Source organism: Halomonas tibetensis (genome assembly GCF_042643535.1).
Classification (GTDB): Bacteria; Pseudomonadota; Gammaproteobacteria; order Pseudomonadales; family Halomonadaceae; genus Halomonas; species Halomonas tibetensis.
Map to the genome: position 1 here is coordinate 1 of NZ_JBHRSQ010000019.1, position 26,690 is coordinate 26,690.

General features: G+C 63.7%; 24 protein-coding genes. 18 read left to right on the plus strand and 6 right to left on the minus strand.

Going from position 1 to position 26,690, the window contains the following annotated elements:
- Nucleotides 1-434 precede the first annotated feature (434 nt).
- A complete protein-coding gene (gene tyrS, locus ACFODV_RS13905) occupies nucleotides 435-1,634 on the minus strand; it encodes a tyrosine--tRNA ligase (protein WP_379760447.1) in 1,200 nt (399 codons plus the stop codon).
- Nucleotides 1,635-1,748: 114 nt separating this feature from the next.
- Between tyrS and ACFODV_RS13910 the strand changes: the two genes are divergently transcribed.
- Nucleotides 1,749-2,888, plus strand: a complete 1,140-nt coding sequence (locus tag ACFODV_RS13910) for an anhydro-N-acetylmuramic acid kinase (protein ID WP_379760449.1) — start codon at nucleotides 1,749-1,751, stop codon at nucleotides 2,886-2,888.
- A gap of 18 nt (nucleotides 2,889-2,906) precedes the next feature.
- Here ACFODV_RS13910 and ACFODV_RS13915 read toward each other — a convergent pair whose 3' ends face one another.
- Both ACFODV_RS13915 and ACFODV_RS13920 read right to left on the minus strand, forming a co-directional pair.
- Nucleotides 2,907-4,049, minus strand: coding sequence for a PilT/PilU family type 4a pilus ATPase (locus ACFODV_RS13915; RefSeq protein WP_379760451.1), 1,143 nt, complete (start codon nucleotides 4,047-4,049; stop codon nucleotides 2,907-2,909).
- Nucleotides 4,050-4,100: 51 nt separating this feature from the next.
- Nucleotides 4,101-5,135, minus strand: coding sequence for a type IV pilus twitching motility protein PilT (locus ACFODV_RS13920; RefSeq protein ID WP_379760453.1), 1,035 nt, complete (start codon nucleotides 5,133-5,135; stop codon nucleotides 4,101-4,103).
- Between the two features lie 66 nt (nucleotides 5,136-5,201).
- Between ACFODV_RS13920 and ACFODV_RS13925 the strand changes: the two genes are divergently transcribed.
- From ACFODV_RS13925 to ACFODV_RS13950, 6 genes are all read left to right on the plus strand, one after another.
- Complete coding sequence (locus tag ACFODV_RS13925) at nucleotides 5,202-5,921, plus strand: YggS family pyridoxal phosphate-dependent enzyme (protein WP_379760455.1); 720 nt, start codon at nucleotides 5,202-5,204, stop codon at nucleotides 5,919-5,921.
- A 70-nt stretch (nucleotides 5,922-5,991) separates the two neighbouring features.
- Complete coding sequence (proC, locus tag ACFODV_RS13930; protein ID WP_379760457.1) at nucleotides 5,992-6,816, plus strand: pyrroline-5-carboxylate reductase; 825 nt, start codon at nucleotides 5,992-5,994, stop codon at nucleotides 6,814-6,816.
- 63 nt (nucleotides 6,817-6,879) lie between these two features.
- Nucleotides 6,880-7,461: a YggT family protein gene (locus ACFODV_RS13935; protein WP_379760459.1), complete on the plus strand. Its 582-nt coding sequence runs from the start codon at nucleotides 6,880-6,882 to the stop codon at nucleotides 7,459-7,461.
- 42 nt (nucleotides 7,462-7,503) lie between these two features.
- Entirely contained in the window at nucleotides 7,504-8,661 is a 1,158-nt protein-coding gene (gene metX, locus ACFODV_RS13940) for a homoserine O-succinyltransferase MetX (RefSeq protein WP_379760461.1), read from the plus strand.
- Nucleotides 8,661-9,257: a methionine biosynthesis protein MetW gene (gene metW, locus ACFODV_RS13945; protein ID WP_379760559.1), complete on the plus strand. Its 597-nt coding sequence runs from the start codon at nucleotides 8,661-8,663 to the stop codon at nucleotides 9,255-9,257. The genes metX and metW overlap by 1 nt, the downstream gene beginning before the upstream one ends.
- 53 nt (nucleotides 9,258-9,310) lie before the next feature.
- Entirely contained in the window at nucleotides 9,311-9,766 is a 456-nt protein-coding gene (locus ACFODV_RS13950) for a DUF4426 domain-containing protein (protein ID WP_379760463.1), read from the plus strand.
- 48 nt (nucleotides 9,767-9,814) lie between these two features.
- On the opposite strand, the gene sfsA is transcribed toward ACFODV_RS13950, so the two are convergent.
- The gene (gene sfsA / locus ACFODV_RS13955; protein WP_379760465.1) at nucleotides 9,815-10,573 is read right to left on the minus strand and encodes a DNA/RNA nuclease SfsA; all 759 of its coding nucleotides are present in this window, start codon (nucleotides 10,571-10,573) and stop codon (nucleotides 9,815-9,817) included.
- Nucleotides 10,574-10,585: 12 nt separating this feature from the next.
- A complete protein-coding gene (locus tag ACFODV_RS13960; RefSeq protein WP_379760467.1) occupies nucleotides 10,586-11,746 on the minus strand; it encodes an aminotransferase class I/II-fold pyridoxal phosphate-dependent enzyme in 1,161 nt (386 codons plus the stop codon).
- A gap of 236 nt (nucleotides 11,747-11,982) precedes the next feature.
- On the opposite strand from ACFODV_RS13960, the gene dksA reads away from it, so the two are divergent.
- The 11 genes from dksA to ACFODV_RS14015 all read left to right on the plus strand — a co-directional run bounded on the left by dksA (nucleotide 11,983) and on the right by ACFODV_RS14015 (nucleotide 24,304).
- Nucleotides 11,983-12,420, plus strand: a complete 438-nt coding sequence (gene dksA, locus ACFODV_RS13965; protein WP_379760469.1) for an RNA polymerase-binding protein DksA — start codon at nucleotides 11,983-11,985, stop codon at nucleotides 12,418-12,420.
- Nucleotides 12,421-12,505: 85 nt separating this feature from the next.
- The gene (gene gluQRS / locus ACFODV_RS13970) at nucleotides 12,506-13,408 is read left to right on the plus strand and encodes a tRNA glutamyl-Q(34) synthetase GluQRS (RefSeq protein ID WP_379760471.1); all 903 of its coding nucleotides are present in this window, start codon (nucleotides 12,506-12,508) and stop codon (nucleotides 13,406-13,408) included.
- A 9-nt stretch (nucleotides 13,409-13,417) separates the two neighbouring features.
- Entirely contained in the window at nucleotides 13,418-13,594 is a 177-nt protein-coding gene (locus tag ACFODV_RS13975; protein ID WP_290783817.1) for a hypothetical protein, read from the plus strand.
- A complete protein-coding gene (locus ACFODV_RS13980; RefSeq protein ID WP_379760473.1) occupies nucleotides 13,584-16,523 on the plus strand; it encodes an ATP-binding protein in 2,940 nt (979 codons plus the stop codon). Before ACFODV_RS13975 ends, ACFODV_RS13980 begins: the two co-directional genes overlap by 11 nt.
- Complete coding sequence (locus ACFODV_RS13985) at nucleotides 16,520-17,929, plus strand: sigma-54-dependent transcriptional regulator (protein WP_379760475.1); 1,410 nt, start codon at nucleotides 16,520-16,522, stop codon at nucleotides 17,927-17,929. Before ACFODV_RS13980 ends, ACFODV_RS13985 begins: the two co-directional genes overlap by 4 nt.
- A gap of 901 nt (nucleotides 17,930-18,830) precedes the next feature.
- Complete coding sequence (gene pcnB / locus ACFODV_RS13990) at nucleotides 18,831-20,246, plus strand: polynucleotide adenylyltransferase PcnB (RefSeq protein ID WP_379760477.1); 1,416 nt, start codon at nucleotides 18,831-18,833, stop codon at nucleotides 20,244-20,246.
- Nucleotides 20,243-20,737, plus strand: coding sequence for a 2-amino-4-hydroxy-6-hydroxymethyldihydropteridine diphosphokinase (gene folK, locus ACFODV_RS13995; protein WP_379760479.1), 495 nt, complete (start codon nucleotides 20,243-20,245; stop codon nucleotides 20,735-20,737). The genes pcnB and folK overlap by 4 nt, the downstream gene beginning before the upstream one ends.
- A gap of 135 nt (nucleotides 20,738-20,872) precedes the next feature.
- Nucleotides 20,873-21,664, plus strand: coding sequence for a 3-methyl-2-oxobutanoate hydroxymethyltransferase (panB, locus tag ACFODV_RS14000; protein ID WP_379760481.1), 792 nt, complete (start codon nucleotides 20,873-20,875; stop codon nucleotides 21,662-21,664).
- 15 nt (nucleotides 21,665-21,679) lie between these two features.
- The gene (gene panC, locus ACFODV_RS14005) at nucleotides 21,680-22,528 is read left to right on the plus strand and encodes a pantoate--beta-alanine ligase (protein WP_379760483.1); all 849 of its coding nucleotides are present in this window, start codon (nucleotides 21,680-21,682) and stop codon (nucleotides 22,526-22,528) included.
- Nucleotides 22,529-22,562: 34 nt separating this feature from the next.
- The gene (panD, locus tag ACFODV_RS14010) at nucleotides 22,563-22,943 is read left to right on the plus strand and encodes an aspartate 1-decarboxylase (protein ID WP_379760485.1); all 381 of its coding nucleotides are present in this window, start codon (nucleotides 22,563-22,565) and stop codon (nucleotides 22,941-22,943) included.
- A gap of 185 nt (nucleotides 22,944-23,128) precedes the next feature.
- A complete protein-coding gene (locus ACFODV_RS14015) occupies nucleotides 23,129-24,304 on the plus strand; it encodes an acetyl-CoA C-acetyltransferase (protein ID WP_379760487.1) in 1,176 nt (391 codons plus the stop codon).
- Between the two features lie 126 nt (nucleotides 24,305-24,430).
- Here the strand turns inward: ACFODV_RS14015 and pnp are convergent, their stop codons facing one another.
- On the minus strand, nucleotides 24,431-26,566 hold the full coding sequence (gene pnp, locus ACFODV_RS14020) for a polyribonucleotide nucleotidyltransferase (RefSeq protein WP_379760489.1): 2,136 nt from the start codon (nucleotides 26,564-26,566) through the stop codon (nucleotides 24,431-24,433).
- Between the last annotated feature and the right edge of the window lie 124 nt (nucleotides 26,567-26,690).

Below are 26,690 nucleotides of genomic sequence, written 5' to 3' on the forward strand. Positions count from 1 at the left end.
TCTCGCTGTGCTGCCGGGGCGGGGCTTACCAGAGGTAGCGGCTCCGTCTCGTCAGCGCCCTGCGAGGAAGGCGTATTCTACCGATTTGCGTCAGCGTGTCAAGCGGGGAGTGGGCGATGACCTGCCGTCTGTCCTACTTGCCGCCGCATCCTGCCAGGGCAGCGATGACCGCGAATCGTGTGAGGGCGCATTCTACCGAATCCGCCGTGAGTGTCAAGCGAGAAGCCTGTCGGCACTGCCGAAAAACCTCAAGTAGAACAATCACTTCCTCAACTTGCCACCGCCGGCAACGTTGCTCGTTGCCCGCAGCGGATGCGTACTTTACGACGTTCCCCGCCACCCCGCAAGGGCCTCCTGATAAAAAAGTGTCAGGAGCATGACAGAAGGGCGTCGCGCAGATGACAGGAGCATCCACAGGGCAGGCCATCACTCCACTACTTGAGGGTTACCCGAGCATAGCGCTTCTTGCCGGCCTGGATGACGTAGCACTTACCGGTAGCCAACATGTGATCGCGCTCAACCACCGCACCATCCACCCTGACCCTGCCGTTACCGAGCATGTCCTTTGCCTGTGCGCTGTTGTTGGCGAGGCCGGAGCGGTTGAGCACCGCCGCAATTGGCGCCTGCTCACTGCCCTCTAAGTCCAGTTCCACCTCGGGTAGGTCTTCGGGCAGCTCTCCCTCGGCTAGTCGGTTGCCAGCAGAACGATGTGCATTGGTAGCTGCTTCCTCGCCGTGGTAGCGGCCGATCAACTCACGGGCCAGGAGCATCTTGACATCGCGAGGGTTGGCACCGGCCTCGACCTCGGCCTTGAGCGCCTCGATCTCTTCATTGGTCTTGAGCGATAGCAGCTCGAAATAACGCCATATGAGGCTATCCGGCATGGAGACCAGCTTGTTGAACATCGCACCCGGCGCTTCGTCCACGCCCACATAGTTGCCCAGCGACTTGGACATCTTCTGCACGCCGTCCAACCCCTCGAGTAGCGGCATGGTGATCACCACCTGAGGTGGCATGCCGAAGTGCTTCTGTACCTCACGACCCATCAGCAGGTTGAACTTCTGATCGGTACCGCCCATCTCGACGTCGGCTTCCAATGCCACGGAGTCATAGCCCTGCACTAGCGGGTAGAGAAACTCGTGGATAGAGATCGGCTGGCCGGCCTTGTAGCGCTTGTCGAAGTCGTCGCGCTCGAGCATGCGCGCCACGGTACTTTGCGCCGCCAGCTCGATCATCTTGGCCGCGGACAGCTCGGCGAACCACTCGGAGTTGAAGCGCACCTCGGTCTTCTCGGGGTCGAGGATCTTGAACACCTGCTCCTTATAGGTCTCGGCGTTGACGCGAACCTCTTCTTCGGTAAGCGGCTTGCGGGTGACGTTCTTGCCGGTAGGATCGCCGATGCGACCGGTGAAGTCGCCGATCAAGAAGATGATCTGGTGGCCAAGGTCCTGAAACTGACGCATCTTGGTCAGCAGCACGCTGTGACCCAGGTGCAAATCAGGGGCGGTGGGATCAAAGCCTGCTTTGATCCGGAGCTTGCGCCCGGACTCCAGCTTTTTGATCAGTTCATCTTCCAGCAGGATTTCCTGAGTGCCTCGCTTCAGCAGCGCAAGCGCGCTCGCTACGTCGCTCATCGTCCCCTACTCCATGTGTCCGGTTGCCGGGCCCCTGCAGGGACCATCGAATGGGGCAGGATGTTAGCATGAGACGGCGTCTTGCGGTGACGCCCAACGACCCGAGAGAGTGACATGCCCTTATATATTGGCTTGATGTCTGGCACCAGTCTTGACGGCATCGATGCCGCCCTGGTGGAGATCGACGATACCCCATCCGGCAACCGGCCGCGCCTTATGGGCACCCATGCCGAGCCGATGCCGTTGCTCCTGCGCAAGCAACTCTGGAAGCTATGCCACGCCAGGAAAACGACCTTTGCCGAGCTAGCCGAGGCCGAAGATGCTTTCTGCCGGCTGCAGGCGAAGGCCGTCAGGGCGCTGTTATCGTGTTCCGGCACGCCCCCCGAGGTAGTGGTCGCCATCGGCAGCCACGGTCAGACCATCGAGCACGCCCCGAGAGGGTATGCCGGCGGCCCTGCCTATACGCTTCAACTCGATAACCCAAGCCTGCTGGCTGAACTCACCGGCCTCACCGTGGTGGCCGACTTCCGCCGCCGTGACCTGGCTGCTGGCGGTCAGGCAGCGCCCTTGGCACCCGCCTTCCACGAAGCACTGTTCCGCGCCAGGGGGGCGTGGTGTCTGGTGCTCAACCTGGGAGGGTTCGCCAACCTGACCCTGCTACCTCCGGCGGAAGATCCTCGAGCACCACAAGGCTTTGACTCAGGACCAGCCAATGCACTGCTGGACGCCTGGCACGCTCGCCACCGCGGCGGAGACTTCGATGCGGACGGTGCCTGGGCAGCCTCGGGGCAGGTCGACGAGATGCTTTTGAATCAACTGCTGGCCGAACCCTTCTTCCACCTGCCGCCTCCGCGTAGTACCGGCCGAGAACTGTTCCACCTCGACTGGCTGGATGCTCACCTGACAGGTGAGGAGAAGCCCGAAGACGTGCAGGCCACTCTGGCACAGCTCACCGCCGAGAGTGTGGCCCTGGCGGTGAGCATGGCGCGAGAGCGGCTCGAAGCGCCTGCGGCAATGCGACTGATTCCCTGCGGCGGAGGCGCCCATAATCACGACCTGCTTTCTCGCCTCGCCAACCGGATGCCCGATTCGGCCCTGACCGACGGTGCGGCATCGGGCTGGCCGGCCGACTGGCTAGAGGCCGGGGCTTTCGCTTGGCTGGCCTGTCGAAGGCTTCAGGGCCTGCCGGGCAACCTGCCCTCGGTAACCGGCGCCGAGGGATTACGCGTATTGGGGGGCGTCTACGCCCCCTGATTCCGCACCGAAAGCGGTCTAGAAGTCATCATCGCGCTTCAGCGAGAGGTGGCTGGCGGCCTCAACAGCCTGGGTCATCCCGTCGCTGCCCGCGTCGCCGTACTTGATCATCATGCGCAGATCGTTGGCCGAGTCGGCATGCACCAATGCCACCTCCTCGGTGATCTTACCCTCCTTGAAGAGATCGAAAAGCGCCTGATCGAAGGTCTGCATGCCCAGGTCGCGCGAACGGGTCATGACATTCTTGATCTCGCTGACGTCGCCCTTGCGTATCAGGTCACCGATCAGGGGCGACTTGAGCATGATCTCGATGGCCGGGCAGCGTCCACCGTCCACCGTGGGCAGCAGTTGCTGAGCGACAATGGCCCGCAGGTTGAGCGAGAGGTCGAGCCAGACCTGTGCGTGACGCTCGATGGGAAAGAAGTTGATGATGCGGTCCAGCGCCTGGTTGGCATTGTTGGCGTGAAGCGTGGCCAGGCAGAGGTGGCCTGTCTCGGCAAAGGTCAGAGCGTGCTCCATAGTCTCCTGGGTACGCACTTCCCCGATCAGGATCACGTCCGGCGCCTGGCGCAGGGTGTTTTTGAGCGCCACCTCGAAGGATTCAGTGTCGATCCCGACTTCGCGCTGATTGATGATCGCTTTCTTGTGCGGATGCACGTACTCGATGGGGTCCTCGACACTGATAATATGGCCACCTATCGTCTCGTTGCGATACTGGATCATCGACGCCAGGGTGGTCGACTTGCCGGTGCCGGTGCCCCCGACCACGAACACGAGCCCGCGCTTGTTATTGACCAGCTCGCCAAGTGTGGAAGGCAGCGACAGCTCCTCCAGATGCGGAATCTCGAAGCCGATACGCCGTATCACCATCGCCATCTGGTTGCGCTGTTGGAAGGCGCTGACGCGAAAGCGACCCTTGCCCTTGAGGCTCAGCGCAAAATTGGCTTCGCGTTCGACCCGGAAGCGTTCCCGCAAGACGTCGGGAATCGATGTGCCGACCAGTTCGGTGACCTGCTCCACGCTGAGATTATGATCTCCGAGGGGGGTGAGCTTACCGGCCATTTTCAGCGTTGGCGGTGCATTCACTGAAATCAGCAAATCCGATGCTTCCTTCTGCACCATGATATCCAGCAGCTGATAGAGCCACTCTTTCGCCGTCATATCCCTGCTCCTATCTTACCCGTTGTCCCCTGCCTAGCGGCCGAGACCCCCTCAGTTCGCCAGCACGCCCTTGGCCTTGGCCTGCGCCTCGTCGCGCGCGACCACATTATCTGCCACCAGCTTGGCCAGAGAGGCATCCAAGGTCTGCATGCCCAGGTTGCCGCCGGTCTGAATGGCTGAGTAGATCTGCGCCACCTTGTCTTCGCGGACCAGGTTACGCACCGCCGCGGTGGCGATAAGGATCTCGTGGGCCGCCACACGGCCGCCGCCCATGCGTTTGAGCAGCGCCTGGGAGATCACCGCCTGGAGCGACTCCGAAAGCATCGAGCGCACCATCGACTTTTCATCCCCGGGGAAGACGTCGATGATCCGGTCAATGGTCTTGGCCGCCGAGGTGGTGTGCAGGGTACCGAACACCAGGTGCCCTGTTTCGGCTGCGGTGAGCGCCAGCCGAATGGTTTCCAGATCGCGAAGCTCGCCTACCAGGATCACGTCCGGATCCTCGCGCAGGGCGCTGCGCAGTGCCGGAGCGAAGCCGTGGGTATCTCGGTGCACCTCGCGCTGGTTGATCAGACAGCGCTTGCTGCGGTGGACGAATTCCACTGGATCCTCGATGGTGAGGATATGCTCGTAGCGGTTTTCGTTGATGTAATCGATCATCGCCGCCAAAGTAGTGCTCTTGCCTGAACCGGTGGGGCCGGTCACCAGCACCAGACCACGGGGCAACATGGAGAGCTGGCGGAAGACGGTACCAAGACCGAGGTCCTCCATGGTCAGCACATCGGTGGGGATGGTCCGGAATACCGCCCCGGAGCCACGGGCATGGTTGAAAACATTGACACGGAAACGCGACACCCCAGGCACCTCGAAGGAGAAGTCAGTCTCGAAAAACTCCTCGTAGTCACGGCGCTGGCGGTCAGCCATGATGTCATAGATTAACTTTCGGACCTCGCGGTCCTCCATGGCCGGTACGTTCAGACGACGAATGTCGCCGTCGACCCGGATCATCGGCGGCAGGCCTGCCGAAAGATGCAGGTCAGAGGCCTTCTGTTTTGCCGAGAACGCCAGCAGTTCGGTAATATCCATGCGTTTTCCCTTACTCCCGCAGACCTGGTGACATCTTGTAATGTTCAGTATGACAGAGCTTGCCACATGACAGCCCCTTCTGCCTCCACCCCCCTCGCCGAATCGTTGGCGAAGGTGCGACAGCGGTTAAACGATGCCTTGTCTGCCGCCGGCCGGCCAACCACTGACGCTCGTCTGTTGGCGGTCAGCAAGACCAAGCCGGCGGCGCTGATACGGGAGGCCTGGCACCTCGGCCAGCGCGAATTTGGCGAGAACTATGTCCAGGAAGGCTTGGCCAAGCAGGTTGAGTTGGCCGACCTCGACGACATCGTCTGGCATTTCATCGGCCCGCTGCAATCCAACAAGACCCGCGACGTGGCCGAACACTTCGCCTGGGTACACAGCGTAGACCGAGAGAAGATCGCCAGACGCCTCAATGATCAACGCCCGGAGGGATTGCCACCTCTCAACGTCTGCCTGCAGGTCAATATCAGCGCGGAGCCCAGCAAGTCAGGCGCCAGCCTTGCCGAACTGCCGGAACTCGCCGGAGCGGTGCTGGAAATGCCGCAACTGCGTCTGCGCGGACTGATGGCAATTCCAGCCCCGGGGGAGAACATGGATGCCCAGCGCGAGCCCTTTGCCCGATTGAAAGAAGCGCTGAGAGCGCTACAAGACCGCTTCCCCGAGGCGCCACTGGACACCCTATCCATGGGCATGACCAATGATCTCGAGGCCGCCATACTGGAGGAAGCAACCCTGGTGCGGGTAGGCACCGCCATCTTTGGGGAGCGTGAAAGCCCACGCTAATCAACCGACTTACCGCATCTGCCGGATGCCTCCACCGACCCACTCGTTAAGCAACACAGGACACTTCTCCATGTCTACCAGAGTCACCTTCATCGGCGCCGGCAACATGGCTAGCGCTATCATTGGCGGCATGATCGACAGCGGCTACTCGCCCTCTGCGATTACCGCCACTTCCCCCAGCGACGCCTTCCTTGCCCCGGTAAACGAGCGTTATGGCATACACACCAACACCGACAATGTCGCCGCGGTAACCCAGGCCGACGTCGTCGTGCTGGCAGTGAAGCCCCAGATGATGAAGGAGGTCTGCGAGGGACTGGCCAGCGTGATCCAGCGCCGCCGCCCGCTGATCATCTCGGTGGCCGCCGGCCTCGACGCCGCCACCCTGGAAGGCTGGTTGGGCGGGGAACTGGCCATGGTGCGTTGTATGCCCAACACCCCGGCTCTGGTCGGCGCCGGCGCCTCCGGCCTGTTTGCCAATGCCAGCGTCAGCGACGAGCAACGCCAGCTCGCCACCGAGCTGATGGAGGCCGTGGGCCTGGTAGAGTGGGTCGAGGAGGAAGCACTGCTGGATGCGGTCACTGCCGTCTCCGGCAGCGGCCCGGCATACTTCTTCCTGATGTTCGAGGCTATGGAAGAGGCAGGCGTGAAGCTTGGCCTCCCCGCCGAGACGGCCCGGCGGCTGGCCATGCAGACCGCTTTCGGCGCGGCGAAGATGGCAATGGCCAGCGACAAGACCCCCGCCGAGCTCAAGCAAAACGTCATGTCCCCCGGCGGCACCACCGAACGCGCCGTCGAGCATCTCGAGTCAGCCGACCTGCGCCGAATACTCGCCGAGGCAATGGACGCCTGTGCCGCGCGCGCTCGGGAAATGGCCACAGAGCTCAGCAATCGCTGATCCCAGGCAATCGTTTCAAAAGGTCGCCGGACGGCGGTCTGCCCACGACATGGAGGAACCCTCATGGGAAATGCCGGCCTGCTGCTGGTCAACACCCTGGTCAACCTGTACATCTTCTTGCTGATGCTGCGCTTCCTGCTGCAAGCGTCCCAGGCCGACTACTACAACCCCATTAGCCAGACAGTGGTAAAAATCACCCAGCCAGCGGTGCGACCCTTCCAGAGCTTCCTGGGTCCGGTAATGGGGCGATTCGACCTGGCTACCCTGGCCACCGGCTTTGTGATCAAGGCAGTCAGCATCGTCATCATCCTGCAGGTGGCCGGCTTTGGCATGCCCCCCATCGTCAGCGTGGCCATCGGTACCGTGGCGGCGCTGGCCAACGCCATCCTCAAGATCTACTTTTTCGCATTGATCGGGATGATTATCCTCAGCTGGGTAGCCCCCAACGCCAGCCACCCGGGGGCCATGCTGGTGATGCAACTGGTGGAGCCGATCATGTCGCCACTGAGAAGGGTCATACCGCCGCTGGGCATGATCGACCTCTCGCCCATCGTGGCATTCATCGCCATCAGCCTGATCGATGGTATCGTGGTTGGCTCGCTGACCCGCGCCGCCGGCGTGGTCGGCGCTCTGGTGGGACTCTGAAACCCACCCCGCCCACCGCAACGACTGGACACGGAACGACTGATGCCCGAGCTCCCTGTTGACTCGGTCGGCCTGGTGACGCCCCAGACGGCGCACTTCGACGACCCACTGGCCCTGGCCTGCGGCAGGACGCTGCCGGCCTATGACCTCGTCTACGAGACCTATGGCACCCTCAACGCCGAACGCTCCAATGCGGTACTGATCTGCCACGCGCTATCTGGCCACCACCATGCTGCCGGCTATCGTAGCGCGGACGAGCGCAAGCCGGGCTGGTGGGACGCCCATATCGGCCCCGGCAAATCCATCGATACCGAGCGTTTCTTCGTGGTCTCGCTCAACAACCTCGGCGGCTGCCACGGCAGTACCGGGCCCAACCGGGAAAACCCCGAGACCGGGCGCCTGTGGGGCCCAGAGTTCCCGATGGTGACGGTGAGCGACTGGGTGAACAGCCAGGCCCGACTGGCCGATCGGCTGGGTATCCAACGCTTCGCCGCGGTAATCGGCGGCAGCCTGGGCGGCATGCAGGCGCTGCAGTGGACGCTAGCCTACCCGGAGCGAGTGGCCAGCGCCGCGGTGATCGCCGCCACCTCCAAACTCTCGGCCCAGAACATCGCCTTCAACGAGGTTGCTCGCCAAGCGATTCGTTCCGACCCTGACTTTCACGATGGCTGGTATACCGAGCACGACACCATGCCGCGTCGCGGCCTCAAGCTTGCGCGGATGGTGGGGCATATCACCTATCTCTCCGAGGACGCCATGGGGCACAGGTTCGGTCGCGACCTGCGCGCCGACGACCTCAACTTCGGCTTCGACGTAGAGTTCCAAGTGGAGTCATACCTGCGCTATCAGGGCGATGCCTTCTCCACTTCCTTCGACGCCAACACCTATTTGTTAATGACCAAGGCGCTGGACTATTTCGATCCGGCAGCGGGTCACGATAGCGACCTTGCTCAGGCGCTGACCCCGGCCACCTGCCCCTTCCTGGTGGTCAGCTTCACTACCGACTGGCGCTTCCCACCGCCGCGCTCGAGGGAACTGGTCAACGCCCTGGTGCGTGCCGGCAAGTCGGTCAGCTATGCCAACATCGACTCGACCCACGGCCACGACGCCTTCCTGATGCCGGAGCCTCGCTACCAGGCGGTCTTCGCCGCCTTCATGGACCGCGTGGCGGCAGACCTCGGGCTGGAGACGCACGCATGATGAACCGTCCCGACTTCAAGCTGATCCATGAATGGATCCCCGAGAACGCCCACATCCTCGACCTGGCCTGTGGCGATGGTAGCCTTCTGGCGGCCCTGGCCCGTGACAAGAATGTCACCGGCTATGGCCTGGAGATCGACCCGGACGGCATCACCGCCTGTATCGCACGAGGCGTCAATGTCATCGAACAGAACCTCGACCAGGGACTGGCCAACTTCGACGACGACGCCTGCGATCTGGTGATCATGACCCAGGCTCTACAGGCGCTGCGCCGCCCCGACCTGATGCTCGACGAGATGTTGCGGGTCGCCAGCGAAGCGATCATTACCTTCCCCAACTTCGCCTATTGGCGCCACCGCGTGTATCTGGGCATCCGTGGCTACATGCCCGTGTCCAAGTCGCTGCCCCACGCCTGGTACGACACCCCTAATATTCACCTGTCGACCTTCAACGACTTTGAACAACTGTGCCGAGACAAGGGTCTGATCATTGTCGACCGAGCAGTGGGCATTGGCGACCATGAAGGACATTGGACCTCGCGGCTATGGCCCAACTTGTTCGGCGAAATCGCGATCTTCCGGGTCACCCGCGGCTGACCCGACAACGGCACTACAGCCTGAACCCAACAGGGTAGATGAGAGGGGTGACGATGAAACCTGGCATCCTGGCCTTCCTGGCGGTAAGCGCCCTGGCCCTGCTGAGCGGTCCTGCCGTCGCCCAGCAATTCGAGCAGATCGGCAACCACCAAATCCACTATAGCGCGGTGAATACCAGCTTCCTGCCCGAGACAGTGGCCCGCGAACACGACATTCCACGCAACAACGCGATGGCGTTGCTCAACGTCAGTGTGCTCGAGGAGCGCGATGATGGTACCACTCGGGCTCTCCCTGTCTCCGTGAATGGCTCGGTCGGGGGGCTCAGCAGCAGCGACAAGCGCACATCGCTGAGTTTCCGCACCCTGCGCAGCGGCGATGTCCCTTCACAGGTGGCGGTGTTCCGCATCCACGACGACGAGGCGATGCGCTTTGATCTGGAGGTCCTCCACGATCGCAACGCAGAGCCAGCCAGGGTCAGCTTCATCCAGCGTTTCTATATCGACCGCTAAGCGACCCGGCGCTGCCCTTCACGGCGCTGTTCTTAACGGGGCTATCCTTTATGGCGCAAGGCGTCGCTTCAAGTCCACGGGCAGCGCCTGCCCCAAGCGGATCGCCACCGGCACATCGCCGTGGCGCTCCACCACACAGCGATGGGCCAGCACCTCCACACCACTGGCGGCCGCTCCCTCGAGCGCGGCCGCATAGGCCGGGTCCTGATGCCAGGCCGGGGCGACATCACCGATGCCCTCGTGGGCCACGCAGAACAGCAACACAGCGCGCTGACCCTGCTCGGCCAGAGCCGCCAGCACCTCCAGATGCCGGCGGCCCCGCTCGCTCACCGCGTCGGGAAAATAACCGTGCCCGTCAACCTCCTTGAGGGTCACCTGCTTCACTTCCACGAAGGCAGTGCCGCGTTCAGGGTCTTCAAGGCGGAAGTCCAGCCGGGAGGCCCTCTCCCCGTCGATCGCCACGTTTGCCTCGCGCTTGAGCTCGGCATAGCCCTCAAGGCCCGGAACCTGCCCCTCCCTGAGCGCCTCCTCGACGATACGGTTGGCCCGCCCTGTGTTCACCGAGGCAATCGCCAGGCGACCGTCGTGCTGGGGCAGCTCGATCAGCTCCCAGGTCCAGGCTAGCTTGCGCGCCGGATTGTCGCTGGGCGCGAGCCACACCCGGCAGCCCGGCACGTTCACGGCCCGCATGGATCCGGTGTTGGGGCAATGGGCCACCACCTCCCGGCCGTCGTCGAGGCGCACGTCGGCCAGGAAGCGCTTGTGGCGACGCAGCAGGGTGCCGGGTATCAGTTCGGGGTAATCCATGCCCACCCCCCTCTATCGGCGCGCCAGGAAGCGTTCCAGGCGATCAACCGCCTCTCCCAAACGCTCGACCCCGGTGGTGAAGGCAATGCGCACGTGGTACTCGCCGCCCTCCAGGGCAAAGTCGATGCCCGGTGTGATCGCGACGTTTTCCTCTTCCAGCAGACGCCGGCAGAAGTCCTGGCTGTCGTCGCTGTAGCGGGAGATGTCGAGCCACAGATAGAAGGCTCCCTGGGGTGGCAGCGAGGGCGCCAACCCCAACCGCGCCAGGCCCGACAGCAGAGCATCACGACGGCGCCCCAGCTCGATACGCCTGGCCTCGAGAAGTGAGCGACACTCTGGCGTGAAGGCGGCCAGGGCCGCATGCTGGGCCGGCGTGGAGGCGGCCAGAAAGACGTTCTGGGCCAGTCGGGTGAGCGGCTCCACCGCGGCCTCCGGGGCCAGCAGCCAGCCCAGACGCCAGCCGGTCATGCCGAAGTACTTGGAGAAGCTGTTGACCACAAAGGCATCCGGGGTGATGGCCGCCACCGAGAGTGGTTTGAGATCAAAGCAGAGCCCCTGGTAGATCTCATCCACCAGCAGGTGACCGCCCCTTGCCGCCACCGTCGAGGCCACCGCCGTCAGCTGCTGGGCATCCAGCATGTGGCCAGTGGGATTCGAGGGCGTGGCCAGCATCGCCAGCTGGGTAGCGTCACGCCAGTGGGCCTCGATAAGATCAGCGTTGAGCTGCCAGCCGCTCGCCGACCCCACTGGCACGGCATCCACCTCGGCGCCGGCCAAGGCCATGAAATGGCGGTTACAGGGATAGTTGGGGTCGGCCATCAGCACTCGGTCCCCGGGGCCTGACAGCAGCTGACTGGCCAACAGCAGTGCCCCGGAAGCCCCGGGGGTGACCAGGATGCGCCCGGGATCGACATCGGCACCGAACTGCTCCGCATAGTGGCCGGCAATCGCCTCGCGCAGTGCAGGAAGTCCCGCCGCCGGCGTATAGCGAGTATAACCCGCAGCCAGCGCAGCATGGCCGGCGGCCACCACCGGCTCGGGGGTGGGGAAATCGGGTTCTCCCACCTCCAGATGAATGACATCGTGCCCGGCGGCCTCACGAGCCTGGGCGGTTTCCAACAGGCTCATGACCCGAAAGGGAGCAACCCGGTCGATGCGCGGACTCCACGCCATGGCAAGGCTCCTGTGAACGAGAGTTGAACAATAGGGAGCCAGGCTCCCGTGGCGCAGTCAACGTGTCATGACTCCAAAGCGCAATAGTGCAGCGACTTTAGTAGCAGGGCCGCAGCTTGCGAGGCCCGCAAAGTTGCAAACTTCCGACTTTTCCGCTAAACAGCATGCCTTTGGCGTGAGATACCCTGCTTAGAGCGGGTATTGATCAGCAGTCACTCAAGTAATGAGGCAGTCCCATGCCAGTAGCCGACAAGAAAGTGGAAGCGCCCAGGAAATTCACCCCCTATGAACCGGCGGCGGGTGAAGAGTACATGAACGAGAAGCAGCTGGAGCACTTTCGTCAGATCCTGCTGGGCTGGAAGCAGGAGCTCATGGAAGAGGTGGACCGCACCGTGCGTCATCTGCAGGAAGAGGCCAACAACTACGCCGACCCGGCCGACCGTGCCACTCAGGAAGAGGGGTTTAGCCTGGAGCTGCGCACCCGGGATCGCGAGCGCAAACTACTCAAGAAGATCAACGAGACCCTCGATAACATCGACGAAGATGACTATGGCTTCTGCGAGGCATGTGGCGTCGAGATCGGCATCCGCCGACTTGAGGCACGACCTACTGCTACCCTATGCGTCGACTGCAAGACGCTGGCCGAGCTCAAGGAAAAGCAGCTGGGCGGCTGATCTGAGCATGTCGATGATCTGCATGAAGCATGCGTAGCGGGCACCCCTGGGTGCCCGTTGGCGCCTCTGCAGGAGACGCTCGTCCATGAGCCACTACCGCGGCCGTTTCGCCCCGACCCCCTCCGGCCCCCTGCACTTCGGCTCCCTCGTGGCGGCGCTGGCCAGCTTCCTGGATGCTCGCCACGCCGGCGGCGAATGGCTGTTGCGCATCGAGGATATCGACCCGCCACGCTGCCCGGCTGATGCTGCTGACCAGATCCGCCACCAGTTGGAAGCCTTCGGCCTTCACTGGGACGGCCCAACGCTATATCAGAATGGCCGTGACGGCACCTATCAGGCCGCCCTCGAGCGGCTGGTTCGACTTGGCCTCGCCTACCCCTGTAGCTGCTCACGCAAGCAGTGGCGAGACTATCCGATCTACCCTGGCTGGTGTCGGGAAGGCGTGCGCGAACCCGGCAAGCCGGTGGCATGGCGACTCCGCAGCGACCTGGGGCTGCGTCCGGTAGTATGGAAAGACCGACTGTTCGGCGAGCAGCGCTTCGACCCCGCCTCGCTTGGCGACGTAGTGCTCAGGCGCAAAGATGATCTGTGGGCCTACCAACTCGCCGTGGTGGTGGATGACGCCGAGCAGGAGGTCGGCGACGTGGTGCGTGGCTTCGACCTGCTGGATAACACGCCCTGGCAGCGCCAGCTGCAGCAGGCTCTGGACTTCCCCGAGCCACGCTATCTCCACCTGCCGCTGATCCTCGGCAAGGACGGTCAGAAGCTCTCCAAGCAGAATTTGGCCCCGGCGCTGCCCACCACCGACGACGCCGTGCGCCCGCTGCTCCACGCTGCCCTGACGGCCCTGGACCAGGCACCGCCCGCCGACCTTGCCGGGGCGCCGGTGGCCGAGCAGCTCGCCTGGGGGGTCTTGCACTGGGAGGCCTCTCGTATACGCCCAGAGCCGCACCGCACAATCACCGGCGGCGCGCCCCCGTCAGACTGAGAGGCGCCCATGTACGTCTATCGCATCCTGCTGTTCCTGGTGCTCGGCGGCTACCTGCTCTCGCCGTTGATGATGAGCGGCTGGGCCAGTCCCGGCGTGGCCTGGTATCGCCCCTTCGTCATCTGGGGCGTGCTGATCGCCCTGACCCTGTGGCTGGAGCAGAAGAGGAAACTCGATGAACGCTAGTCTGGCCGGGATGTTTGCCCTGGGCACAGGCTTTTTGCTGGTGCTCTTCCTGTGCGCGTTGGCAGTAGAGCGCGGGGTCATCGGCACGCGCATCACTCGCCACCCGCTGGTCTATACCCTGGCGCTGGGGGTCTACGCCAGCGCCTGGGCCGTCTACGGCAGCCTGGAACTCGCCTCGACCTCGGGCTACAGCTATCTGGCCTACTACCTGGGCGTCGCCGGGGCTTTCCTGCTCGCTCCGGTGCTGCTGGTACCGATACAACGCATGACCCGCACCTACCAGCTGGCCTCGCTTTCCGATCTGTTCGCCTTCCGGTTTCGTTCGCGGTGGGTAGGCACCCTGATCACCCTGATCAGCCTGCTGGCAGTTCTGCCGCTGCTGGCCCTACAGGTGCAGACCATGGGCGATGCCATCTTCCTGATGACCGGTGCCGCCTCGCCGTCTCTGCTGGCGCTAGCCTTCTGCGCCATGATCGCCCTGTTCGCCATGCTGTTCGGGGCCCGCCAGGGCCGCGTGGATGGACACCACGACAGTCTGCTGGCGGTGATTGCCCTCTCTTCCCTGGTCAAGCTGGTCGCCATGCTCGGCCTTGGCGCCTTTGCGCTGTTCGTGGTCTTCAACGGTCCCGCTGACCTGCAGACCTGGCTCGATGGCCCCGGCCAAGCCTTTCAGACCGGCGTGGTGCAGCCCGATCCAGCCCACTGGCGGACTCTGCTGCTGCTATTTTTCGCGGCGGCCCTGTTGATGCCCCACATTTTTCATATCACCTTTACCGAAACCCACTCCCGCCTCACTCTGCTTCAGGCCAGTTGGGCACTGCCACTGTTCCTGCTGCTGATGGCGCTGCCGGTACCGCTTATCCTGTGGGCGGGCCAGCGGCTTGGCGCCGACGACGTGCTGCCTTCCGCCTACCTGGCCTTCGGGCTGTCGGAGTCGCTGTGGGTGCAGTCGCTGGCCTTCATTGCTGGGCTAGCCGCCACCAGCGCCACCATGGTGCTGATCGCCCTGGCGCTGTCAGGCATGATTCTCAACCACGTGTTACTGGTCGCTCACCCCCCCGAAGCCCAACTCGACCTCTACCGCTGGCTGCTATGGTTGCGCCGTGCCTTGGTGGGCGCTGTGGTGCTGGGTGGATGGCTCTTCTATCGCATCGTGGGGGTCCACCACGACCTCACCACTCTGGCACTGGCTGCTTTCGTCGGCATGGCCCAATGCCTGCCTGGGCTGCTGGCCCTGCTGTACTGGCCCGGCGCCAATCGCAAGGGGATGATCTCGGGGCTTGTGGTGGGCCTGGTGGTATGGCTGCTCGGCCTGTGGGGGCCGCTGCTCACCGGACTGCCACCGCTGGTGGTGATTCCCCCTGGGCTCGAGGCAGTGGCCGGCGAACCAGAATGGTACGTGGTCACCCTGGTATCCCTGGCCGGTAACGCCCTGGTATTCATCGTCGTCTCCCTGGCCACCCACACCTCCGAAGGAGAGCGTGCCGCCGCCGAGGCCTGCTCGGTGGATGCGGTGATCCGCCCCAAGCGCCTGCCACTCGAAGCCGCCAACGGCGAGGAATTCAAGACGCATCTGGCTCGCGCCCTGGGCGACGAGGCGGCGAAGCGCGAGGTAGAACGAGCCCTGAACGACCTGGGACTGGCCGCCCTGGACGGCCGCCCGTACGCCCTGCGACGGTTGCGCGACCGCCTGCAGGCCAACCTCTCTGGTCTGATGGGCCCTTCGGTGGCTCAGGACATTGTCGACCGCTACCTGCCTTACCGCGAGGGCAGCGCCGGCGCCACCGAGGACATCCACTACGTGGAGAGCCGTCTGGAGGCCTACCGCTCACGCCTCACCGGCATGGCCCGGGAGCTCGACGGCCTGCGCCGCTACCACCGCCGCACCCTGACCCGCCTGCCGGTAGGGCTATGCGCCTTCGGCGAGGACGGCGAGCTGCTGATGTGGAACGACACGCTGGCCGCGCTCAGCGGCATCGACGGCGCCAGCGTCATCGGCGCCCGCCGCGACAGCCTGCCGGCCCCCTGGGGAGAGCTGCTGGGTCGCATTTTTACCGCGTCACACAGCCACCTCTACAAACAGCCGGTTACCCTGGAAGGCGGAGTCCGCTATCTGAGCCTGCACAAGGCCGAGCTCGCGGGGGATAACAGCGAGCCCGGTGGCATGGTGATCCTGGTGGAAGACCACAGCGAGATGAAGTGGCTGGAGGATGAGCTGGTCCACGCTGCACGGCTGGCCTCCATCGGCCAGCTAGCCGCCGGGGTCGCCCACGAGATCGGCAACCCCATCACCGGGATCTCCTCGCTGGCCCAGAACCTGCGCTATGACACCGAAAACCCCGAGATCCTCGAGACCGCCGAGCAGATTCAGCAGCTCACCGACCGAGTCTCGCGAATCGTCTCGTCCCTGGTGGGCTTTGCCCACGGTGGACGCCACCTCAGCGGGCAGTCGTTTGCCCCGGTCTCCCTGGCCGAGGTCACCGACGAAGCGATTCACTTGATACATCTCGCCCGCTCGGGCGACGATGTCATCTTCGAGAACCGCTGCCCCCAGATACCCCACCTCCAGGGAGATGCCCAGCGCCTGTTGCAGGTCATGGTCAACCTGCTGGGCAACGCGCGCGATGCGAGCCTCCCTGGAGGCCGCGTGGTCATCGAGGCGAGCGCCGAGGCTTCCGGACTGAGAGTCACCGTTACCGACGAGGGCCATGGCATCGACGAGCGGGTACGCGACCACCTCTTCGAGCCCTTCACCACCACTAAGCCCCCCGGCAAGGGCACGGGGCTGGGCTTGCCGCTTGTCTACAGCATCGTCGCCGAACACCACGGCCAAATCGATATCGAATCGCCGCCGCCAGAACGCGAGCGCGGCACCCGCATCAGCCTCTGGCTGCCGCTGAACCCACAGGAGGGTGAGACACCGCGATGAGCCGGATCCTGATCGTAGAAGACGAAGCCATTATCCGCAGCGCGTTGCGGCGCCTGCTGGAACGCCACGACTACCGTGTCGACGAGGCCGGCTCCGTTGACGAGGCCACGGCACTGGATCCCCAGCGCTTCGACCTGGTGATCAGCGATTTGCGCCTGCCCGGAGAACCCGGCACCGAGCTGATCGCCCGCGCCGCACCGGTGCCGGTGTTGATCATGACCAGCTACGCCAGCATGCGATCGGCAGTGGACGCTCTCAAGCAGGGTGCCGTGGACTATGTCGCCAAGCCCTTCGATCACGACGAGTTGCTGGAGACCGTGGCTCGGGTGCTGCACCTGCAAGCCTCGCGGCGCGCTGAGCCGCCGGATATCACCGAGCCCAGCGGCCAGGCCCAGCCGATGATAGGCAGCTGCTCGGCCATGCAACTGGTCTACTCGCGCATTCGCAAGACCGCACCGGCCGACGTCACCGTGCTGATCCAGGGCGAATCCGGTACCGGCAAGGAGTTGGTGGCGCGCGCCCTGCACCAGCAGAGCAAGCGCGCCCGGGCAGCCCTGATCAGTGTCAACTGTGCGGCAATTCCCGAGACGCTGATCGAGTCTGAGCTGTTCGGACACGAAAAGGGCGCATTCACCGGCGCCAGCGCCGCCCGCACCGGTCTTGTGGAGGCCGCTGACGGCGGCACCCTGTTCCTCGACGAGATCGGCGAACTGCCTCTGGACGCTCAGGCACGGCTACTACGAGTGCTGCAAGAGGGCGAAATCCGCAAGATCGGCTCGGTGGAGACTCGCCACGTAGACGTGCGCCTGATCGCCGCCACCCACCGCGACTTGCGCGCTTTGTCGAAGACCGGCGAATTCCGTCTGGACCTCTACTATCGCCTCAACGTCATGCAGATCGACCTGCCTCCACTACGCGACCGCGAGGATGACGTACTGCTGATCGCCGACATCCTGCTGGACCAGGCGTGTAAGCGCCACGATCGCGAAGGACTTCGGCTCTCCCGCGCCGCCCGCCGCGAGATTCACGACTACCCCTGGCCCGGCAACGTACGCGAGTTGGAAAACGCTCTCGAACGCGGAGTGATCCTCGCCGAGGGTCACCTGATCCATCCCGACGACCTGGGACTCTCCCCGATCAGCGGCACGCTTCCCACATCACGCAAGATCACACACCCTGAGCCCGAACCTGAGACCGTCAAGGCAAAAACCGACGCCAGCCAGGGCGATGCCGAGGACGATCTCTCGCTCGAAGATTATTTTCAGCACTTTGTGCTGGAGCATCAGGATCAAATGAGCGAGACCGAACTGGCCCAGAAACTCGGTATCAGCCGCAAGTCGCTGTGGGAACGGCGCCAGCGCCTGGGCATTCCCCGCAAGAAGAGCCCAAGACGCAAGAATGAATGAACAAGCAGTACCCATGTGACCATTGTTCATACGACCAACACGCCAGCACCTGGGGCGACCACCGTCGGCCCTAGGTTGTGCGGTCACGCTTCCCGTTTTGCGTCATTTGTTACCGTCCCACACAGCGCGCGCCCCAAATTAGCGCCACAGAGGTAACACTCTGCCCCACGTCGCGTCAGGCGCCGGCAAAACATTCCCGCAAATCACTGATATTAAATGGATAAAATTAGCCTGGCATGCAGCCTGCTGTATATACGGGTAAGAAAAACAAATTCCGGTGTCACCGTCCGCCTTCGTCAACAACAAAAAAATGCCGGACCCGTGTGACAACGCCCGCACCGCCAATAACAACATCTGCGGGCCAGTGCCATCCAGGCGCGATTAGCTAACAACAACAACAGAAAACGTGCTCGGCCTCTCGCTTGCCAACAACAACAAATTTCGCGAGGAACCGGAGACCCAGGACCCGACGCATCAGCACGGCCAACAACAAGAATAATGCCGTCGAAGGTGCACCCCCGGAAACAAGACCAAGAAGTCGGGGGGAGGCAGATCCACTGCCGTCGTGGTTGGATTATTGTTTTGAATACGAGGCGGTCACCACCAGGAGCGCCAATAAGGACAACAACACAGCTAGCCTGTTTTTTCTCCTTAGTGACTGCGGTGCGTATTCAAGGCGATGTGCCATCACGAAGAAGAATCAGCAGCATGGACGCTGCAAGAATGCTTTAAGGGGAGGCCAGCTGGCCTCCCCTTTCTATTGGACCCTACCCTGCGGGGTATCTGACACCAGCCGCTAACGCCGCCATGCTATGCAAGGTCCGGGGGGTCGGCTACACTCGGACCCTTTAGTACTTCCTTTCCCACACCATTTTTTCGCACTGCGAGTCGAAATCGCCGCATGTTCAAAGGATTTACCCGCTTTCTGCAGAGTCCGGGCGAACGCCTGAAGTCTTTCTTCGGCCCCGAAAGCAGCGCCGCTGCTGGCCTCTCCGAGCCGCGCATCATTCCACGCCAGGAGCATCCGGTGTCGCGTCAGCACTTCAGTGACGCCGCCCTCAAGGTGCTCTATCGGCTGCACAACGCCGGGTATCAGGCCTTCCTGGTGGGTGGTTGTATCCGCGATTCCCTGATCGGACGCATGCCCAAGGATTTCGACGTGGCTACCGACGCCACGCCGGAAGAGGTCAAGACGCTGTTTCGAAACTCGCGGATCATCGGTAGACGATTTCGTATTGTTCACGTGCGCTTCGGCCGAGAGGTGATCGAGGTCACCACCTTTCGCGGCAAGCCCGGCGACGATCATAGTGACCACATCGCCCAGCAGTCTGATGAGGGACTGCTGCTGCGCGATAACGTGTGGGGCAATATCCAGGAAGACGCCATACGCCGCGACTTCACCATCAATGCCCTTTACTACAGTATCGCCGACTTCTCGATCCACGACTTCGCTAACGGCGTACGTGACATCGAGGATCGCACCCTCCGTCTGATCGGCGACCCGGCGACTCGCTACCGCGAGGATCCGGTACGCATGCTGCGAGCAGTGCGCTTCGCGGGCAAGCTGGACTTCCATCTGGCCCCCGCCACCGAGGCGCCGATCAGTGATCTCGCCCCGCTGCTGTTGCAGATCCCGCCGGCGCGGCTTTTTGATGAGATCCTCAAGCTGTTTATGGGAGGGCACGGGCTCGAGACATTCCGTCTTCTCCGCCAATACGGGTTGTTTGAGATGCTCTTTCCGGAAGCCGCTGAGGCCATGGACGAACTGCCCTGGGCTGAGCCCCTGGTAGAAGCGGCACTCGCCAGCACGGATCGGCGCATCGCCGAGGAGCGGCCGGTCACACCGGCTTTCCTGTTCGCCGCCTTGCTTTGGGGTCCTGTGCAGCTTCGGCAGGTCGCTCATGAGCGCGACGGCATGCCGCCGATTCCGGCGCTACAGGCGGCCTCCCAGCAGGTGGTCTCCCGCCAGCTGCAGCATATCTCGATTCCCAAGCGTTTCAGCCTGCCGATGCGGGACATCTGGGACCTACAACAGCGCCTGCCGATGCGTCGCGGTCGCCGCGTCTTCCAGACCCGCGAGCACCCCCGCTTTCGCGCCGCCTATGATCTGCTGCTGCTGCGCGAGGCCGCCGGCGAGCTCGAACCTGGCCTGGGCGACTGGTGGACCGCCTTCCAGAACGCCGACGAGCATGAGCAGCGCCGTCTTTTGGACAAGGTTGGCGCCAACCCCGCCGGCAGCGGCGCACCGGGTAAACGTCGGCGGCGGCGACGCAAACCGCGTGGTGATAATACCGGCGGCGACAACGGCAACGGATGAGTTCACATCGCGCATGGATCGGCCTGGGCAGCAACCTGGACGATCCGCAGCGGCACATCGAGCAGGCCCTCGAGGAGCTGGCCCGCCTGCCACTCACTCGTCGCCTGGGCGCCTCACGCTGCTATGCCAGCCGACCGCTTGGCCCCCAGGATCAGCCCGACTTCATCAATGCCGTGGCGCTACTGGAGACCCGCCTCTCGCCGCTGGCGCTACTCGACCAGCTGCAGGCCCTGGAGCAGCGCCACCGCCGAGTGCGTGCCCGACACTGGGGCCCCCGCACCCTGGACCTGGATCTGCTACTGTTCGATAACAGCGTGCTTGCTCTACCGCGCCTGTGCGTGCCCCACCCCGAGCTCACCCGGCGCGCCTTCGTGGTAGTGCCGCTGCTGGAGCTGTCGCCGGAGCTGACGCTGCCGGACGGTCGCCACCTGGTGGGGCTGACCGACACTCTGGACACTGCCGGCCTGGTAGCGCTGTTACCGGCGACCTGATGCCATCGGGAAGTGTTACCTATCGACACGCCCCGGCAATTCGGGTAACAATCACGAGTTTATTGCAGCAAAGTTTCAGGCGGGACAGGTATTCTCCACGCGCCTTGCCTGCTGCCACAACGATGAGAGCACGCCATGAAAAACGTCACCCTGAGCACGCTGCGAACCTTCAAGCGCGCCGGTGAGTCCTTCAGCTGCCTGACCGCCTACGACGCATCCTTTGCCCGATCCGCCAGCGATGCAGGCATAGAGGTGCTGCTGGTCGGCGATTCCCTGGGCATGGTCCTGCAAGGGCATGCCAGCACCCTGCCTGTCACCCTGGACGAGATCTGTTACCACACACGCTGCGTGGCCCGGGGAAAGGGCGCCAGCCTGTTGATGGTCGACCTGCCTTTCATGGGTAACGCTAGCACCGAGCGTCTCCTGGAGAATGCCGGCGAGCTCATGCGCGCTGGCGCTGAGCTTGTCAAGGTGGAGGGTGAGGCATGGATGGCTGAGGGCGTCCGCGAGCTGACTCGCCGCGGCGTGCCGGTCTGTGCCCATCTGGGCCTCACACCGCAGACGGTCTATCAGCTCGGCGGCTACAAGGTACAGGGCCGAGAGGCCGAACGCGCCACCCAGATTCTCGAGGATGCTCGCACCCTGGTCGCCGCCGGTGCCTCCGTCATCCTGCTGGAGTGCGTGCCGGCGAGCCTGGGTCGAGCCATCACCGAAGCCCTGGACGTGCCGGTGATCGGTATCGGCGCCGGCCCCGATACCGATGGGCAGATACTCGTGATGCACGACATGCTGAATGTCACCGCTGGCCAAAAGCCGCGCTTCGTCAAGAACTTCATGGCCGAAACCAGCGACATCCAGGGCGCTTTTCGACGCTACCACGAGGACGTCAAGGCCCGACGATTCCCCGCCGAGGAACACTGCTTCTAGCACTGGAGCCCCGCCATGCGAACCCTCAGAGAAATCCCTGCCCTGCGTGAGACGTTGGCGGACATTCGTCGTCGTGGCGAGCGTATCGCCCTGGTCCCCACCATGGGTAACCTGCACGATGGCCACCTGGCGCTGGTCGCCGCGGCCCGCGAACTCGCCGAAGTGGTGATCGCCACGATTTTTGTCAATCCCATGCAGTTCGGGGCAGGTGAAGACCTGGATGCCTACCCGCGTACCCTCGATGAGGATCAGGCCGGGCTTGAAGCGGCCGGGTGCGACCTGCTGTTTGCCCCCGAAACCACCACCGTCTATCCGCGTGGGCTCGAGGCCCAGACTCGTATCGTTGTGCCCGACGTTACCGACGGACTATGCGGCGCTTCGCGACCCGGCCACTTCGACGGCGTCTCTACCGTCGTCGGCATGCTTTTCAACCTGGTACAGCCCGACATCGCCTGCTTCGGAGAAAAGGATTACCAGCAGCTGGCGGTGATCCGCCGCATGGTGGCCGACCTTCACTTTCCCGTCGAGGTCGTCGGCGTGCCCATTGTGCGCGCCGAGGACGGCCTGGCGCTCTCCTCACGCAACGGCTACTTGAGCGCCCAACAACGCGCCACGGCACCGCGGCTCTACCAGACCCTGCGCGAATTGGGTCAGGCCCTGGAAGCCGGCGAGGCGACCGGACCGACACTTGCCAGCGGGTACGCACGCCTGCAGGAGGCCGGTTTTGCGCCGGACTACCTGGAACTGCGCGCGGCCAATCTAGAGCCCGTCACACCGACGACCCGCGAGGCCGTCTTGCTGGCCGCCGCCCGTCTGGGCAAGACCCGACTGATCGACAACCTGACCCTGACCCTGCCGCGCTGACGCGCCGCCCATCCGCTTCGGAGGACACCCTTCCATGTTCACCATCATGCTCAAGGCCAAGCTGCACATGGCTCGCGTCACTCACGCTGTGCTCAACTACGAGGGCTCCTGTGCTATCGACGGTGAACTGCTCGACATGTCCGGCATTCGCGAGAACGAGCAGATCCAGATCTACAACGTCGAGAACGGCCAGCGCTTTACCACCTACGCCATCCGCGCCGAAGAGGGATCGCAGATGATCTCCATCAACGGCGCCGCCGCCCATCTGGCCGGTCCCGGAGATCGCGTGATCATCTGTAGCTACGCCCACTACAGCGACGCGGAGCTGGAGAACCACCAGCCGGCGCTGGTTTATCTACAGGAAGGCAACACGGTCAGCCACACCAGCCACGCGATTCCCGTGCAGATGGCCTGACGGTTGCCGCAGCACCCACGCTCTTGTGATGCCAGCAGCACCTGCCCGCTGCAGACAACTTCACTCATGCGGCCTTGGAAGCATTGCCGCGACGCATGAGGGTCCCCTATGCTGAGACTCCTCGGTCGTGTCCGGCTGCCGCGACAAGGCCGCATCCTCATCATCTCATTCAGGAGAAATCCCCCATGCAAGAAGTGGTGATCGTTGCCGCACGCCGCACTGCCGTCGGCGCCTTCGGTGGTTCCCTGGCCGGCATCCCCGCCAGCGACCTAGGCGCTCTGGTGATCAAGGACCTGCTGGCCTCTACCGGTGTAGCTGGTGACCAGGTTGACGAAGTACTGCTGGGTCAAGTACTGACCGCAGGGGTCGGCCAGAACCCGGCCCGCCAGGCCGCCATCAAGGCGGGCCTCCCCGCCGGCGTCCCCGCCATGACCATCAACAAGGTCTGCGGCTCCGGCCTGAAGGCCCTTCACCTGGCCACCCAGGCAATCCGCTGCGGCGACGCCGAGCTGATCATCGCCGGCGGCCAGGAGAACATGTCTGCCTCTCCCCATGTGCTGCCCAACTCCCGTAACGGCCAGCGCATGGGCGACTGGAAGGCCGTGGACACCATGGTTCACGACGGCCTGTGGGACGCCTTCAACAACTATCACATGGGCATCACCGCCGAGAATCTGGCCGAGAAGTACGCCATCACTCGCGAGGAAATGGACGAGTTTGCCGCCGCCTCCCAACAGAAGGCCGCCAGTGCCATCCGCGAAGGCAAGTTCAAGGGCCAGATCGTGCCGGTGGAGATTCCCCAGCGCAAGGGTGACCCGATCGTCTTCGACACCGATGAGAATCCTCGCGAAGTGAGCGCGGAGAAGCTCGGCGGCATGCGCCCTGCTTTCAAGAAAGACGGCACCGTCACCGCCGGAAACGCCTCGTCTCTGAACGATGGCGCCGCAGCGGTCATGCTCTGCTCCGCCGAGAAGGCCAAGGCCCTGGGTCTCGAGCCCCTGGCGCGCATTGCCGCCTACAGCAACGCCGGCGTCGATCCGGCCATCATGGGCATCGGCCCGGCTCCTGCCACCCGGCTATGCCTGAAAAAGGCCGGCTGGAGCCTGGATGACCTCGACCTGGTCGAGGCCAACGAAGCCTTCGCCGCCCAGGCGCTCTCCGTCAACAAGGAGCTCGGCTGGGACGTCAGCAAGGTCAACGTCAACGGCGGCGCCATCGCGCTGGGCCACCCCATCGGGGCCTCCGGCTGCCGCATCCTGGTCTCGCTGCTGCACGAGATGATCGCCCGCGACGCCAAGAAGGGCCTGGCAACGCTGTGCATCGGCGGCGGTCAGGGCGTCGCCCTCGCCATCGAGCGGTAACACCACGCTAGCGGTAAACCGCATGCCCCGGGAACTACACTCGGGGCATTTTTCTGTCGACCAAAAGAAAACCGCCGCCAGGGTTGTCCCTGGCGGCGGTTTTTAGTGCGGCTGAAGGCCCGAGACTTAGAGCTCGGGTTCGGCGACCTGCTCCGCCTCAAACGCTGCTTTCTCTTCCGGGGTGATCTCCTTGATGGTGAGCTTCACCCGGTTGCGGTTATCGATGTCGAGCACCTTCACCACAACATCGTCACCTTCGTTGAGGAAGTCACGCACGTCGTTGACCCGCTCCGGCACGATCTGGGAGATGTGCACCAGGCCGTCGGTGCCAGGCATGATGTTGACGAAGGCGCCGAAGTCCGCGATGCGGGCCACTTTGCCCAGGTAGAGCTTACCGATCTCCGCCTCGGCGGTGATCGCCAGCACGGTATCGATCGCCCGCTTGGCCGCCGCCTTGTCCTCGGCATAGATGCGCACGGTGCCATCGTCGTCCAGGTCGATGGAGGCGCCGGTATCCTCGCAGATCTTGCGGATGGTGGCGCCGCCCTTGCCGATGACGTCGCGAATCTTGTCCGACGCGATCTTGATGGTCGCCATGGAGGGGGCGTTCTCGGAGACATCGGTGCGGCTCTTGCCGATCACCGCGTTCATCTGCGCCAGGATACCGAGGCGCGCCTCCAGGGCCTGCTGCAGCGCCTGCTCCATGATCTCCTCGTTGATACCCTCGATCTTGATGTCCATCTGCAGGGCGGTGACGCCCTCGGAGGAGCCGGCCACCTTGAAGTCCATATCGCCGAGGTGATCCTCATCGCCCAGGATATCGGTCAGCACGGCGAAACCGTTGTCGTCCTTGACCAGGCCCATGGCGATGCCCGCCACCGGCGCCTTCATCGGCACGCCGGCGTCCATCAGTGCCAGCGACGTGCCGCACACCGAGGCCATGGAGCTGGAGCCGTTGGACTCGGTGATCTCCGAGACCACACGGATGGTATAGGGAAACTCCGCCTCGTCGGGCAGCATGGCCTGAACGCCGCGGCGCGCCAGGCGCCCGTGGCCGATCTCGCGACGCTTGGGACCGCCCATGAAGCCGGCCTCGCCCACGCAGTAGGGGGGGAAGTTGTAGTGCAGCAGGAAGCGGTCCTTGCGGTCGCCCTCCAGCGACTCGATCAGCTGGGAGTCGCGCAGGGTACCCAGGGTGGCGACCACGATGGCCTGGGTCTCACCGCGGGTGAAGATGGCAGAGCCGTGGGTCTTGGGCAGGCTACCCACCTCGATGGCCAGCGGACGCACGGTCTTGTGGTCGCGGCCGTCGATGCGCGGCTCGCCCTGGATGACCCGAGCTCGCACCACGCGCTTCTCGAGGCCGGAGAAGGCCGCCTTCACCTCATCGACACCGAACTTACCGTCCTCCTCGCCGGCCAGCTGCTCGACGGCATGGGCCTTGAGGGCGGAGAGGGCATCCTGACGAATCATCTTGTCGGTGATGCGGTAGGCCTCGCCGATCTTGGCCTCGAAGGCGCCGGCCACGGCGGACTTGAGTTCGGTGTTTTCGGCCTTCGGCTGCCAGTCCCACTTCGGCTTGCCGGCTTCGGCGACCAACTCGTTGATGGCCTTGATGGCCACCTGCATCTCCATGTGGCCATAGAGCACGGCGCCGAGCATCTCGTCCTCGAGAAGCTCCTTGGCCTCGGATTCTACCATCAGCACCGCCTTGTCGGTGCCGGCCACCACCATGTCCAGCTCGGATTTGGCCAGCTCTTCGACGGTGGGGTTGAGGAAGTAGCCATTCTCCTCGTCGAAACCGACCCGGGCCGCACCGATCGGACCCTTGAACGGCACGCCGGAGATGGCCAGGGCAGCGGAGGTGCCGAGCAGCGCCGCGATATCCGGGTCATGATTGCGGTCGGTAGATAGCACCGTACAGACGACCTGCACTTCGTTCATGAAGCCCTTGGGGAAGAGCGGACGGATCGGGCGGTCGATCAGTCGCGAGGTGAGAGTCTCCTTCTCGGTGGGACGACCCTCGCGCTTGAAGAAGCCGCCGGGGATCTTGCCGACCGCGTAGGTCTTCTCCTGATAGAACACCCCCAGCGGGAAAAAGGGCTGAGCCGGGTTGGCTTCTTTCTTGGCCACCACGGTGCACAGCACCACGGTATCGTCCATGGTGACCATCACGGCACCGGTGGCCTGGCGGGCGATGCGCCCGGTTTCCATGGTGACGGTGCTGCGACCGTACTGAAATGTCTTCTTGACCGGATTCACGGCGACTTCCTTCAACGTTACTTTTCTGTGTTTGGTTCGTTTCGACTCGGCGACCATTTTAGGGGTTGACGCGCGCCGGGGCCACCGGGTAGCGATATTTCCCTACTGCATTCGCTTGTTGAGC

What these genes read in the sequence shown, in the direction of transcription:
- tyrS (WP_379760447.1), bottom strand. Translation starts at nt 1,634, where the DNA reads ATGAGCGACGTAGCGAGCGCGCTTGCGCTGCTGAAGCGAGGCACTCAG.
- ACFODV_RS13910 (WP_379760449.1), top strand. Translation starts at nt 1,749, where the DNA reads ATGCCCTTATATATTGGCTTGATGTCTGGCACCAGTCTTGACGGCATC.
- ACFODV_RS13915 (WP_379760451.1), bottom strand. Translation starts at nt 4,049, where the DNA reads ATGACGGCGAAAGAGTGGCTCTATCAGCTGCTGGATATCATGGTGCAG.
- ACFODV_RS13920 (WP_379760453.1), bottom strand. Translation starts at nt 5,135, where the DNA reads ATGGATATTACCGAACTGCTGGCGTTCTCGGCAAAACAGAAGGCCTCT.
- ACFODV_RS13925 (WP_379760455.1), top strand. Translation starts at nt 5,202, where the DNA reads ATGACAGCCCCTTCTGCCTCCACCCCCCTCGCCGAATCGTTGGCGAAG.
- proC (WP_379760457.1), top strand. Translation starts at nt 5,992, where the DNA reads ATGTCTACCAGAGTCACCTTCATCGGCGCCGGCAACATGGCTAGCGCT.
- ACFODV_RS13935 (WP_379760459.1), top strand. Translation starts at nt 6,880, where the DNA reads ATGGGAAATGCCGGCCTGCTGCTGGTCAACACCCTGGTCAACCTGTAC.
- metX (WP_379760461.1), top strand. Translation starts at nt 7,504, where the DNA reads ATGCCCGAGCTCCCTGTTGACTCGGTCGGCCTGGTGACGCCCCAGACG.
- metW (WP_379760559.1), top strand. Translation starts at nt 8,661, where the DNA reads ATGAACCGTCCCGACTTCAAGCTGATCCATGAATGGATCCCCGAGAAC.
- ACFODV_RS13950 (WP_379760463.1), top strand. Translation starts at nt 9,311, where the DNA reads ATGAAACCTGGCATCCTGGCCTTCCTGGCGGTAAGCGCCCTGGCCCTG.
- sfsA (WP_379760465.1), bottom strand. Translation starts at nt 10,573, where the DNA reads ATGGATTACCCCGAACTGATACCCGGCACCCTGCTGCGTCGCCACAAG.
- ACFODV_RS13960 (WP_379760467.1), bottom strand. Translation starts at nt 11,746, where the DNA reads ATGGCGTGGAGTCCGCGCATCGACCGGGTTGCTCCCTTTCGGGTCATG.
- dksA (WP_379760469.1), top strand. Translation starts at nt 11,983, where the DNA reads ATGCCAGTAGCCGACAAGAAAGTGGAAGCGCCCAGGAAATTCACCCCC.
- gluQRS (WP_379760471.1), top strand. Translation starts at nt 12,506, where the DNA reads ATGAGCCACTACCGCGGCCGTTTCGCCCCGACCCCCTCCGGCCCCCTG.
- ACFODV_RS13975 (WP_290783817.1), top strand. Translation starts at nt 13,418, where the DNA reads ATGTACGTCTATCGCATCCTGCTGTTCCTGGTGCTCGGCGGCTACCTG.
- ACFODV_RS13980 (WP_379760473.1), top strand. Translation starts at nt 13,584, where the DNA reads ATGAACGCTAGTCTGGCCGGGATGTTTGCCCTGGGCACAGGCTTTTTG.
- ACFODV_RS13985 (WP_379760475.1), top strand. Translation starts at nt 16,520, where the DNA reads ATGAGCCGGATCCTGATCGTAGAAGACGAAGCCATTATCCGCAGCGCG.
- pcnB (WP_379760477.1), top strand. Translation starts at nt 18,831, where the DNA reads ATGTTCAAAGGATTTACCCGCTTTCTGCAGAGTCCGGGCGAACGCCTG.
- folK (WP_379760479.1), top strand. Translation starts at nt 20,243, where the DNA reads ATGAGTTCACATCGCGCATGGATCGGCCTGGGCAGCAACCTGGACGAT.
- panB (WP_379760481.1), top strand. Translation starts at nt 20,873, where the DNA reads ATGAAAAACGTCACCCTGAGCACGCTGCGAACCTTCAAGCGCGCCGGT.
- panC (WP_379760483.1), top strand. Translation starts at nt 21,680, where the DNA reads ATGCGAACCCTCAGAGAAATCCCTGCCCTGCGTGAGACGTTGGCGGAC.
- panD (WP_379760485.1), top strand. Translation starts at nt 22,563, where the DNA reads ATGTTCACCATCATGCTCAAGGCCAAGCTGCACATGGCTCGCGTCACT.
- ACFODV_RS14015 (WP_379760487.1), top strand. Translation starts at nt 23,129, where the DNA reads ATGCAAGAAGTGGTGATCGTTGCCGCACGCCGCACTGCCGTCGGCGCC.